Origin of the sequence: Flavobacterium adhaerens, from assembly GCF_040045115.1 — a bacterium.
GTDB classification, from domain to species: Bacteria; Bacteroidota; Bacteroidia; order Flavobacteriales; family Flavobacteriaceae; genus Flavobacterium; species Flavobacterium adhaerens.
In genome coordinates, this window is record NZ_JBDLZX010000004.1 from 45,519 (window position 1) to 58,855 (window position 13,337).

7 protein-coding genes are annotated in these 13,337 nt (G+C 34.8%); all 7 read left to right on the forward strand.

What is annotated here, in order from left to right:
• The 7 genes from ABEB18_RS06450 to ABEB18_RS06480 all read left to right on the forward strand — a co-directional run bounded on the left by ABEB18_RS06450 (position 1) and on the right by ABEB18_RS06480 (position 13,248).
• Positions 1–1,902 (forward strand): RagB/SusD family nutrient uptake outer membrane protein, encoded by a 1,902-nt coding sequence (locus ABEB18_RS06450; RefSeq protein WP_348798368.1) that lies wholly within the window; start codon positions 1–3, stop codon positions 1,900–1,902.
• Between the two features lie 43 nt (positions 1,903–1,945).
• Entirely contained in the window at positions 1,946–4,969 is a 3,024-nt protein-coding gene (locus ABEB18_RS06455) for a SusC/RagA family TonB-linked outer membrane protein (RefSeq protein ID WP_348798369.1), read from the forward strand.
• Between the two features lie 27 nt (positions 4,970–4,996).
• Entirely contained in the window at positions 4,997–6,733 is a 1,737-nt protein-coding gene (locus ABEB18_RS06460) for a RagB/SusD family nutrient uptake outer membrane protein (RefSeq protein ID WP_348798370.1), read from the forward strand.
• 51 nt (positions 6,734–6,784) lie between these two features.
• Complete coding sequence (locus ABEB18_RS06465) at positions 6,785–7,882, forward strand: DUF5627 domain-containing protein (RefSeq protein WP_348798371.1); 1,098 nt, start codon at positions 6,785–6,787, stop codon at positions 7,880–7,882.
• Between the two features lie 35 nt (positions 7,883–7,917).
• Positions 7,918–9,591 (forward strand): endo-1,4-beta-xylanase, encoded by a 1,674-nt coding sequence (locus ABEB18_RS06470; protein WP_348798372.1) that lies wholly within the window; start codon positions 7,918–7,920, stop codon positions 9,589–9,591.
• 269 nt (positions 9,592–9,860) lie between these two features.
• The gene (locus tag ABEB18_RS06475) at positions 9,861–11,609 is read left to right on the forward strand and encodes a glycoside hydrolase family 43 protein (RefSeq protein ID WP_348798373.1); all 1,749 of its coding nucleotides are present in this window, start codon (positions 9,861–9,863) and stop codon (positions 11,607–11,609) included.
• Between the two features lie 10 nt (positions 11,610–11,619).
• Entirely contained in the window at positions 11,620–13,248 is a 1,629-nt protein-coding gene (locus ABEB18_RS06480; protein WP_348798374.1) for a glycoside hydrolase family 43 protein, read from the forward strand.
• Positions 13,249–13,337: the final 89 nt, after the last annotated feature.

Here is a 13,337-nt window from a genome sequence, read left to right on the forward strand (position 1 = left end):
ATGAAGAAATATATTAAAACAATATTAAAGTACAGCTGTGTTTTAGGCTTACTTATGGTTTCAGGATCATGCGAGGATTATCTTGAAAAATCTCCGGATTCAGTTATATCTCCTGAGGAAGCTTTTAAAAACTTTGAAAATTTCCAAGGATTTACAGAGGAATTGTATCATTGTATTCCAAATTTTACTAACGCTTATTGGACAAACTCCTGGAATTGGGGGGAAGATGAAATTCAATCTACTGCTCGTGATTTTCATTTTGGTGTTAAAATTGACAAGGGTGATTTTTGGGGTTGGCAGTCTGAACATGATGGCTGGCAGGCAGGATGGATGAATCGTAGAAATGTGACAACAAATGACCCAACAGGTAATGATCGTATGACTAAGGATTTATGGACATTGGGATGGAGAGGTATTCGTAAAGCCAATATTGGTCTTGCCAATATTGATAAAATGACAGAATATACCCAGGAAGAAAAGGACATGATTAAAGGTCAGCTGTTGTTTTTTAGAGCATGGTTCCATTTTGAGTTTATGCAATATTTTGGAGGTCTTCCATATATTGACGAAGTGCTTCCAAGTGATGAACCACTAAGGTTACCAAGACTTAGTTACCAAGAGTGTGCTGATAAAGCTGCCGCTGATTTTAGAGCTGCTGCAGATTTACTTCCTGTTAATTGGGATAATACCGTTATTGGTAAACGTACATTAGGGAAGAATGAACTCCGTATCAATAAGATAATGGCTCTGGGATATTTGGGTAAAAATTATTTATGGGCAGGAAGCCCGCTAATGAATAAAGTATCTACAGGAACTGAGACCTATAATGCTGAATATTGTAAAAAGGCAGCAGCAGCTTTTGCAGAATTATTGACTATTACTGAAAGTGGGACTTCTCAATATAAATTAATGCCATTTTCAAAATACAGTGACAACTTTTATACTACTGGAAGCAACTGGAAAATACCAGGTGGAACAGAGGCTATTTTTAGAGGTCCTTACTGGGGAGCAAACGGATCTAACTGGGGTACTTCTAAACAATATCAGCCAGCTCCTCAAATATGTGATGGAGATGTAAAATTCCTGCCTACATCTAATTATGTTAATTATTATGGAATGGCAAATGGAAAACCTATTAAGGATATAACTAAAGCAGACCCTGATTCTGGATATGACCCAAGTTATCCTTGGAGAGGCCGTGATCCCCGTTTCTACAATGATATTGTATTTGACGGTGCAAAATGTGTTACGGGTTCTATGCCAGCTGAAGAAGAATCAAATCGTTATGCAAACCTTTATACTGGCGGAAGCTATCGAAATATAAGCACAGGAAGTAGGACAGGTTATTTGCTGTATAAATTCATTCCTAGAAATGCTAATAAGTTCGATGATGGTTTTGGATATGGGAATAATTTAAATATTCACCTTCCTTGGATGCGTTTGTCTGATATTTATGTGATGTATGCTGAAGCAGCAGCTCAGGGTTATGGTTCACCTACAGGGAAAGATCCAAAATATTCAGGAACAGCTGTAGATGCTATAAATATAATTCGTGACAGAGCTGGTGTCGGACATGTTGCAACAGAGTATTTAGGATCATTAGATTCTTTTATGAATGAAGTTAGACGTGAACGTGCGGTTGAGTTAAGTTTTGAAGGACATCGCTTTAACGATTTACGTCGTTGGTTACTATTAATAAAAAGCCCATATACGATTAAGAAATCGATAGAATTTGACCGTGCAACTTCATTTGATGCTACAAAACCAAATGAAAATAAAGTTCTTAATATTCGTGAGGAAGTAATTTTGACAAGAAATTTCAGTGAAAAACATTACTGGTTACCGTTAAAGAATGCGGATGCAAGTATCTATTTGGAGTTTTCACAAAATCCTGGATGGTAATTAAAAAGATTATTTTAAAAATTAAAAATAAAATTATAGAATAATGAGATATATACAACTTAAGATAGTGTTATGTTTTGTACTATTTGCTTTCATACCTGCCAAGATTATTGCTCAGATTGATCAGAAAATAAATCTTTCAGGAATTGTTACAGGAGTAGACGGTAAAGCTCTTGAGAACGCAACGCTTATTAGTAACGAAGATAATGTTACAGTAACTACCGATATGAATGGAAGTTACTCAATGAGCGTAACTGCAGATACAGATATAGAAGTTAGCGCTGTTGGCTATGCGACGTTTGTCGTAAAAGCCACGCCAGGTACAAATGATATTAATTTAAAAATAGACGAATCGAATTTAGTTCAGATTGCTTTTAAGAAAGAGCAAGGGAAAGATTTGATGGGAGGTATTTCTTATATAAATCTGCCCGAGATATTACAAAAAAATTATACTGTTAATAGTTTAGAAGGAACTAATGCCCTTATTGGAGGTTTTAATGGTACACTTTGGGGAATGGGGGGATATCTGGTATTAGTAGATGGAGCTCCTCGTGATGCCTCTACGGTATTATCTACAGAAATTGATCAGATTACTTTTCTAAAAGGAGTTTCAGCAGTGGCACTTTATGGAAGCCGTGCAGCCAAAGGAGTAATTTATATTACAACAAAGAAAGGTAAAGTACAAAAACAACAAATCACTACAAGATTTGACAATGGAGTATTTATACCGAAAAGCATGCCTAAATATTTAGGATCTGCAGAATACATGAAATACTATAATCAGGCTCGTGTTAATGATGGTTTAGATCCAACATATACAGACGAAACAATCTATAATTATGCGTCTGGTAAAAACCCGTTTAGATATGCTGATGTTAATTATTATGCACCGCAATACGTAAAAGAATTTTATTTTAATTATGATGCAAATATTGAGATTACAGGAGGAAATAAAACAGCACGTTATTATACTGTTGTGAATTTTAACTCCCAACAGGATCCTTTACAGGATTTTGGAGAGGCTGCAAATAATAATAACAATAGGTTTAATGTAAGAGGAAATGTAGATATTAATATTAGCGACCGGATTTCGGCCACAATTGGTGCAAATGCTATATACAATAATTCAAGAGGTGTAAATACCGACTATTGGAATGGCGCTGCAACTTTACGACCTCATTTATTTAGTCCATTAGTGCCTATTAGTATGATTGAAGAGGGCGATGATGCTTCTAATATTCTTGTAGGAAATAGTAATTATATTGTAGATGGTAAATATTTGTTAGGTGGAACACAGCTTAATCCTACCAATCCTTTTGCTTCTATTTATGCGGGTGGATACAATACTTTTACAAGTCGTCAGTTTCAGTTTAATACTGGGGTGAATGTTGAGCTTGGAGATGTAATTAAAGGATTGACTTTTCGTACTGATTTTGCAGTTGATTATGCAACTTCTTATAATCAATCTTACAATAACAGTTATGCAACCTATGAAGCAGCGTGGAATACGTATGCAGGATTTGATCAGATTTCCTACTTAACTAAATATGGTAAAGATGCTAAGGATGGTATAGAAAATATTAATAATAGTGCTTTTGCTCAAACAGTTACTTTTTCTGGGCAGTTTAATTATTTGAGAAAAATAAATGAAAAGCACAATTTGTCAGCAATGCTTTTAGGCTCCGGATTTCAACAAGGACAATCTAGTGTTTATCATAAAACAAGTAATGCTAATTTAGGTTTAAATTTAGCTTATAATTTTGACCAAAAATATTATGCAGAATTTAATGGTGCTTATGTACATTCTGCCAAATTTGCAGAGGGTAACCGTGGTGCTTTTTCTCCTACAGCATCTTTAGGATGGAAATTATCCGAAGAGGATTTTATGAAAGGTCTAACGGCTGTTAATAATTTAAAATTGACAGTTTCTGGAGGTGTGTTAAATACTGATTTAGATGTCAATAGTTATTATTTATATGAAAGTATTTATAATCAAACTGATGGTGCTTGGTTTAGCTGGAGAGATGGTGCTCTTAACAGAAGTACAGATATTAGAAGAGGTGAAAATTTAGATTTAACCTTTGCTAAGAGAAGAGAAGTGAATGTAGGATTAGAAGGAGCTTTCTTTAAGAATTTAATAACTGTAAACACTAACTTTTTCATGAATAAAGTTACTGGAAATGTTATTCAGCCTTCAAGTTTATATCCAAATTATTTTGTTACAGGTTGGCCTAATACTTCATTACTGCCATATATTAATTATAATGACGATGAACGTATTGGTTTTGATTTTGATGTAAGATTCAATAAAAAAGTGGGTAGTGTTGATTTAGCTTTAGGATTCACAGGAACTTACGTAAATACTGAGGCAACTAAAAGAGCTGAATTATTTGAGGATGATTACCAATACAGTAAAGGTAAGCCGCTGGATGCAATATGGGGACTTAAAAGCGATGGTTTTTTCCAGGATGCACTTGATATTGCTAACTCACCATCTCAAATTTTTGGTGAAGTTAAACCAGGAGATATTAAATATGTAGATCAAAATGGTGATGGCGAAATAAACAACCAAGATCAGGTTTATTTAGGTAAAGCAGGCTGGAATGGGGCTCCATTTACATTTGGAGTTAATTTTACGGCTAAGTGGAATAATTTTACATTCTTTACAATCTTTACAGGTCAGACTGGTGCAAATGCAATGAAGAATAGCGCTTATTTCTGGATGGATGGAGAAGATAAATATTCAATTAATGTTCGTGATAGCTGGACCGAAGAGACTAAAGAAACGGCAACTTATCCAAGGTTAACTTCTCTAAACAGTGATAATAACTTGCGCCCTTCAGATTTCTGGTTGTATAGCACCAATAGAGTAGATCTTTCTAAAGTTCAGCTTACGTATGATTTTCCAAAAAAGACGCTTCAAAAAACTTTTTTTAGTGAACTTAGTGTATATGCGCTTGGATCAAATCTGTTGACAATATCTGAAAACAGAGACATTATGGAATTAAATGTTGGAAATTCTCCACAGACCAGATATTATAATCTTGGAGTTAAAGCATTATTTTAAAATTGAAAAACACTTAATTTAATTATTATGAAAGTAAAAATAATATTTTTTATATCAATCTTGTTTGTTTTTTATAGTTGCGAGGATTTAATTGAGCCAGCTATAGAAAACAATAGAGGACTTGAAGATATGTATGCAGAAGCAGAATTTGCACAAGGAATTCTTCTTAATGCCTATACAAGATTACCAGGAAATAGCTGGACATTTAATGATGTAGCAACTGATGATGCTGTAACCAATAATATTGCAAGTGGTTTTCTTAAGGCAGCTACAGGGCAATGGGCAGCTAATACTAATCCATTTGACCAATGGACAAATTCAAGAGCGGCAATTCAGTATTTGAATCTATTTCTTGCCGAAGCAGAGAAAGTGCAATGGGCAAAAGATCCAAACGTAAGTGTTTTATTTAAAGAACGTTTAACGGGAGAAGCTTATGGTTTGAGAGCATTGTATATGTACTATTTATTACAAGCTCATGCAGGAACTGGTTCGAACGATCAGTTACTAGGAGTGCCAATATTATTAGAGCCAGAAACACCAACTTCAGATTTTAATGTGCCACGTTCTACATTCGAAGATTGTATGAAACAACTGTATAGTGATGTAGAGATGGCTGTAAAGTTATTACCTCTAGATTATGCAGAAGCAATAGCATTGCCTCCAGGATATGATAATTTAAGTGATTATAATCGTGTTTTTGGTGATTTTGCAAAGCAAAGAATGTCTTCTAGAATTGCACAATTTGTTAGAGCTCAGGCCGCTTTATTGGCCGCAAGTCCTGCTTTTAGCGCTGGGAATACAACAACTTGGGATGATGCTGCGAAATATTCAGGTGAATTATTAAACTTAAATGGTGGTTTAGCAGGAATAGCTCCTAATGGATTAAATTGGTACAGTGATGTGACCGAATTAACCAATATAAAATCGGGTGCAAATCCTCCGGAAATAGTTTGGAGAGGTGATATTGGAGATAGTAATAATTTAGAAATGGATAATTTTCCTCCAACTCTTTTCGGAAATGGACGTGTTAACCCAACTCAAAATTTAGTAGATGCATTTCCGATGGCAAATGGGTATCCTATTACTAATTCAAGTAGTAATTATGTTCCAACAAATCCTTATGAAAATCGTGACCCGCGTTTGAAAAAATTTATTTTAGTAAATCAATCAACAGCTGGAGTTAATAATACTGTAATAACAACAGCTAGTGACGGTACTACAAATGATGCGCTAAACAAAGTAGGAACATCTACTCGTACAGGGTATTATATGAGAAAATTATTGAGACAAGATGTAAATTTAAATCCTACTTCAACCAATAATCAGAGACATTATAAACCACGTATGAGATATACTGAATTGTATCTTATATACGCCGAAGCAGCCAACGAAGCTTGGGGACCAACTGCAACAGGTTCTATAGGATTTTCAGCTTATGATGTTATTAAGGCATTAAGACAAAGAGCAGGAATCACTCAGCCAGATCTTTATTTGGAGTCTATCAAAGCTGATAAAACAGAAATGCGAAACATGATTAGAAATGAGCGTCGTTTGGAGTTATGTTTTGAAGGATTTAGATTCTGGGATTTGCGTCGTTGGAATTCTAATTTAAATGCTGCCGCCGAAGGTGATAAAATTGAAGCAGGGGTTCATCAAAAAATCACAGTAGAAAACAGAGTTTATAAAGAGTATATGAAATTTGGACCGATTCCATATTTTGAAACTCTTAAGTTTAATGCTTTAATACAAAATAAGGGATGGTAGAACTTAAAGTTCTATTTATTGTGTACGGAAATTTAATATAATTAAAGAAAAATGAAAAACAAGATATTTTTAATATTGGCGGTGGTGTTTGTCTCTTTGACTTCGTGTACCAATCAAGATGCAGAATTTGAAAATTTTGATTATAACTCAGTTTATTTTGCTTACCAAAGTCCAATTAGAACTATAACCTTAGGGGAAGATGTATTTGATACTTCGGCAGATAACGATTATAGATGCAAGATATTTGCTACTTTAGGAGGGGTTTATAGCAATGATACTGATGTTACTATTAATTTTGAGGTGGCTAATTCATTAACCACAGGGTTGAAATTTAAAGATGGAGGAGATATTATTCCTATGCCAAGTAATTATTATAGTTTATCTTCAGATAAGATTGTTATTTCTAAAGGGCAGATAACAGGTGGTGTTGATGTACAGTTAACTGATGCTTTTTTTGCAGATCCTCTTGCAATTGGTAAGAGTTATGTGATTCCTCTTTTGATGAAAAGTGTCACAAACGCTGATACAATTTTATCAGGTAAAGCATTAGTAGCTAATCCTAATAGAGCTATTGCAGCTGATTGGAATGTTGCTCCAAAGGATTTTATCTTATATGCGGTTAAATACGTTAATCCTTGGAATGCCAATTATTTGCGCCGAGGGACAGATGTGGTTACTAAAGATAATGCAACAACAACTGAGAAACGCAAAAAAGAGTATGTAGAATATGACGAAGTTGTTAAATTGAATACATTATCTCTTTCAAAACTAGTATTTCCAATTAGTAATTATAAGACTAAATTTGGGATAAATCTAAATCTTAAAGTAGATCTTACCTTTGATCAGAATGAAAAAATTAGTGTTAAAGAAAGAGAAGCTTCTTATCAATTAAATGACTCAACAACGGTATATAATATTACTGCTTCCGGAATAGGATCTTTTGTAAAGAAAGGAGAAAAACAGAGTTGGGGTAATAAAGATAGAGATGGGTTGTATTTAGACTACAATGTAAATTATACAATCAGAACTACTTTTCCTGTAAAAGGTTTGCCTGAAGATATACAAGAGGTTAAGTATGTAACCAAAGACACATTGGTATTAAGAGATCGAGGAGTTACAGCAGAATTTTTTGAAGCTTTACGTAAGTAATAATTTGATGATTTTATCTAAAAAAATAAATGATTATGAATAAATTATATAAAATATCGCTATTGTCTTCAGTTTTGATGATGGCTGCATCCTGTACAAATGATAATACAGTGGGATTCGATTACGAAAAACCTGAGAGTATTGCGAATCAAGAGGAAATCAATGCTTATAAAGATTTAAAATTGTACGTTGATAAAACAGTTAATCCTAATTTTAAATTAGGAGCTGGAATTTCATTGTCGGATTATGTTTCTAATGGGGTGTTAACTAGACTTGTAAACAGGAATTTTGAAGAAATTACTTTAGGCTACGAAATGAAGCATGGGGCTGTTGTTCAGGCGGATGGAAGTCTCAATCTGGATAATGTTGATAAATTGTTAAAAGCAGCTAAGGAAGCAGGAGTTTCAGTTTTTGGTCACACACTTTGTTGGCATGCGAATCAAAATGCAACTTATTTGAAAAAAATAATTGCACCAGATGTTTTAAGTTCAACGGGACCAGGTTGGGATATTGCAATGGAAAACGATTTTGAGACTGATAATGCTTCAAATTTCCAAGTCAATTCTAATGTAGTGAGTAGCTACACAGCTGTAGGCCAAGGAGCAAATGGAGTAGGGAGAGCGTTAAAATTGACAAATGCTAGTGTTCGTGCTAATGAGTGGGAAGCCCAGCTTTATGTGAAATTTTTACCTGCTGTAGCAGTAGGTGATAAATACAGACTTACTATGGATGTACGTGCAGATGATGCTACAACTTCGCCTACTCAAGCACAAATCAATCCAGGGGGATATAAACATTGGGATTTCTTTGGGGCAGTTCCTTATACAACTACCTGGACTACTTATGTGAAAGAGATTACTGTTACTGCAAATATGGAAGCTTGTAATACCATTGCTTTTAATCTTGGTAAAACGGCTACCAGTTTTTACTATGATAATATCAAAGTAGAAAAGTATAATGCAACTGGTAGTATCCAAACAAAAGAAAAAACAGCAGAGGAAAAGAAAACGATCATTTCTGATGCTCTCGATAAATGGATTTCGGGTATGGTGTCCAATTCTAAGTCGTATGTAAAAGCTTGGGATGTTGTAAATGAGCCTATGGATGATGGGAATCCTTATGAACTAAAAACAGGAGTTGGTAAAGCAAATATGGCTGGAGATGAATTCTACTGGCAAGATTATTTAGGCAAAGAGTATGCTGTTGAGGCTTTTAAACTTGCTAGAAAATATGGTAATGCAACCGATAAATTGTTTATCAATGATTACAATTTAGAATACAATCTCGATAAATGTAAGGGTATCATTGAATACGTGAAATATATAGAGTCTAAAGGTCAAAAAGTGGATGGTATCGGAACTCAAATGCATATATCTATCAATTCTGATAAAAGCAAAATTGCTTCAATGTTTCAATTGCTGGCAGCTTCAGGAAAGCTTATCAAAGTTTCAGAATTGGATATAGCCGCTGGACTTAATCCAACAGCTTCCGATTTGCAACTACAAGCAGATATGTACAAATATGTAGTAGAGATGTACGCTAAATACATACCAGCTAGCCAACGCTATGGTATTACCATTTGGGGGGTTACAGATAGTCCTGCCGATTCGTTCTGGTTACCAGGCCAAAACCAAGGAGTTTGGGATCTAAAGTATAATCGTAAAATAGCTTATATAAGTTTAGCCGAAGGATTAAAAGCATTAAAGTAGTGATTTACGCTGCACAATTATTAATAATAATTGGTTTTAAAATAATGATTTAAAACCTCTTAGAGAATAATTTAGTTTTTAATTTTAAATCGTCACTTTGGTTTTGAGTGAAGCCCCAAAGATAACGGCAAGAGCTACTTGTCGTTGTCGGAAAGGGATAACCTAAAAAATCAATAAGATCTCTATTTACCATTAGTTTTTGTAATTGCTGAACTTTGTGTGAAGCAATGGAAGTAATTCATTTTTAAAATAGTAGAACAATAAATATTATGAATCAATACCAATTATCATTACCATCTATAAAAAAAATAACAGGGCTGTTTTTTTGTACATTATTATCTTTTAATCAGGCGACAGCACAGAATAGCAAGAAAAAACTCAAAGATGATAAAAATCCTGTTTTTACAGAATTTGTTTATCAAGGAAACGATCAAGTTTATAACGATAACCCTTTGCAATCAGATGAGTTTTATAGCCCTATTTTGCAAGGATGTTATCCAGATCCAAGTATAACTAGAAAAGGAAATGACTATTATTTGGTTAATTCTTCTTTTGCAATGGTTCCAGGTGTGCCAATTTTCCATTCTACAGATTTGGTGAATTGGAAACAAATTGGGCATGTACTCGACAGATCTTCTCAATTAAAAGTTGAAGATACAGGAATTTCAGCAGGAGTTTATGCACCCGATATTAAGTACAACAAAGGGAATGACACTTTCTATATGATAACCACTCAGTTTGCTGGAGGAATGGGTAATATGGTTGTAAAAACCAAAGATCCGTTGAAAGGATGGAGTGATCCTATTAAACTTGATTTCAACGGAATTGATCCTTCATTATTTTTTGATGATAATGGAAAAGCATATGTGGTTCATAATGATGCTCCAGCTCCTGGGAAAGAACTTTATAATGGTCATAGAGTTATTAAAATATGGGAGTATGATCTAGCAACAGATAAAATTGTTCCCAATTCAGACAAAATAATTGTGGACGGTGGAACCGATTTGAAACAGAAACCCATTTGGATTGAGGGACCACACATCTATAAAAAGAATGGTTTTTATTACCTAATGTGTGCCGAAGGAGGAACTGGTGATTGGCATAGCGAAGTTATTTTTAAAAGTGAGAGTCCAACAGGGCCTTTTGTTCCAGCAAACAATAATCCAATCTTGACCCAACGCTACTTAAACAAAGATCGCAAAAACAGAGTAGAATGGTCTGGACATGCCGATTTAGTAGAAACTCCAAACGGTCAGTATTATGGAGTATTCTTGGCAGTGCGACCTAATGAAAAAGGGTTTGTAAATACAGGGAGAGAGACTTTTATTTTGCCTGTAGATTGGAGAGGAGAGTTCCCTGTTTTTGAAAACGGTCTTGTTCCTTTGAAACCAAAAAATAAAATGCCTGATGGAGTAAATAATCAGACTGGAAAAAATGGTTTCCTACCCAATGGAAATTTTACGTTTACTGAAAATTTTAAAGATAAGGAGCTTGATTACCGTTGGATTGGCGTTAGGGGAGCACGTGAGAACTTTGCGACGGTTACCCAAGAGGGTCTTTCATTACAGCCTTTTTCAAATACGATCAAAGCAAATCGTCCAACCTCAACTCTTTTTTACAGACAACAACATGCTACTTTTGAAGCAAACACTACCTTGGTCTATAAACCAAAATCTGAAAATGAATTAGCAGGTGTGGTTTGTTACCAGAATGAAACCCATAATTATGTATTCGGAATTACAAAAAAAGGGAACGATTATGTTGTTGTGTTAGAAAAAACGAGTAAAGGAACTTCAACGCTGATAGCCAGCGAAAAAATCATATTTAGCAATTCAATAAAATTCCGAATTGAAGCCAAAGGCAACGACTATCGATTCAGTTATGCTTTAGATGGAGTGAATTTTAAAAATCTAGGAGGAACCAATTCTGGGGATATTTTATCAACCGATATTGCAGGCGGATTTACAGGGAGTTTGATAGGTTTATATGCAACATCAGGCAATGATATTAAACCGTAAATAGCATATAATGAAAAGATTTTATCTTCATATTTTGGCCAGTGCATTGTTTTTCTGTAGTACTTCGTTACAAGAACTTTTAGCACAAACAAAGGAAAAAGATAACAAAGCGTCACATCAGAAGGGAACACCATATACCAATCCTTTGATGTGGGCAGATTTACCTGATTTATCTGTAACGAGATCGGGTAGTGATTTTTATCTCATTAGTACGACCATGCACTTAATGCCTGGTGCGCCTGTTATGAAATCTAAAGATTTAGTGCATTGGGAAACGGCTAGTTATGTTTTTGACAGCTTAACAGATAATAAAAAATATGATTTGATTGACGGTACGGTTTATGGTTTAGGGCAATGGGCTTCGTCTATCCGATATCATAAAGGCAAGTATTATGTGTTGTTCTCTCCAAATGATCAGCCTTATAAATCGTACATCTATTCTACGACAAATCCTTCTGGGAAGTGGAATTTAGTATCACGTACAAAACATTTTCATGATGCTTCTTTGTTTTTTGACGATGATGACAAACCGTATGTTTTTTCAGGAACTCATCTAACAGAATTAAATGAAGATCTTTCGGACGTGAAACCTGGTGGTGTCGATATAAATATTTTTGATAAAGATACCGAAGAGACTGGTTTACTAGAAGGTAATCAAGTCATCAAGCATAATGGGAAATATTATCTTTTGATGATTTCGTGGCCTCAAAATAGAAAACGCAGACAAGTGTGTTACAGGGCAGATAAGATTACGGGTCCTTACGAGAAAAAAGTAATTCTGGAGGACAACTTCGCTGGTTTTCCTTATGCTGGGCAAGGCTGTATCATAGATGATAAAAACGGGAATTGGTACGGATTGATTTTTCAGGATCGCGATGCTGTAGGACGTGTTCCGTTACTGATGCCAGTACGTTGGGTTGATGGATGGCCGATGCTTGGAGACGAAAACGGTAAGGTTCCCGCTAGCGGAGTAATTCCTTTGCAAACGTATGATACCAAACATAATGTTGTAGAAAGTGATGATTTTTCTGCTGGAAAATTAAAAGTAAATTGGCAGTGGAATCATAATCCGATTAACAATGCTTGGTCTTTAAACGAACGAAAAGGTTATCTAAGACTTAAAACGAATCGTGTAGTAAGCAATCTTTATGAAGCCCCCAATACCATCACACAACGAATGGAAGGTCCAAAATGTTCTGGTGTAATAAAAATGGATATTTCCAAAATGAAAGATGGAGATGTGGCTGGTTTTGGCGCTTTTAACGGTCATTCAGGATTGCTCTTTGTTCGAGCTACTGGAGATTATAAATTGCTTACCATGGGAACCAACATTGTGAATTTCAAGGAGGGGAGTAAGAATATCCAAGAAATAGAGCAACAAGACAGGATGACAATACCAATAAAATCGAACGTGATTTATTTGCGAATTGATGCCGATTTTAATCTGAATAAAGATGTAGCGTTTTTCTATTATAGTACAGACAATAAAAACTGGATTCCAGTTGGAGGAGAATTCAAAATGAGATTTGATTACACCCGATTATTTATGGGAACTAAGTTCGCCATTTTTAATTATGCTACTAAATCGCTAGGGGGAGAAGTCGATATCGATTATTTTGAATACAATAAGGGAAATTAATTGCATTAGTCATAGATGTTTAATTAATTATTTGTAGTTTGAACAGGCGGCACAAGGTGTCGCCTGTTTTGTTTTTACAATAAACAGAT

Coding starts and splice junctions, on each gene's coding strand:
- ABEB18_RS06475 (WP_348798373.1), top strand. CDS start 9,861: ATGAATCAATACCAATTATCATTACCATCTATAAAAAAAATAACAGGG.
- ABEB18_RS06450 (WP_348798368.1), top strand. CDS start 1: ATGAAGAAATATATTAAAACAATATTAAAGTACAGCTGTGTTTTAGGC.
- ABEB18_RS06480 (WP_348798374.1), top strand. CDS start 11,620: ATGAAAAGATTTTATCTTCATATTTTGGCCAGTGCATTGTTTTTCTGT.
- ABEB18_RS06460 (WP_348798370.1), top strand. CDS start 4,997: ATGAAAGTAAAAATAATATTTTTTATATCAATCTTGTTTGTTTTTTAT.
- ABEB18_RS06465 (WP_348798371.1), top strand. CDS start 6,785: ATGAAAAACAAGATATTTTTAATATTGGCGGTGGTGTTTGTCTCTTTG.
- ABEB18_RS06455 (WP_348798369.1), top strand. CDS start 1,946: ATGAGATATATACAACTTAAGATAGTGTTATGTTTTGTACTATTTGCT.
- ABEB18_RS06470 (WP_348798372.1), top strand. CDS start 7,918: ATGAATAAATTATATAAAATATCGCTATTGTCTTCAGTTTTGATGATG.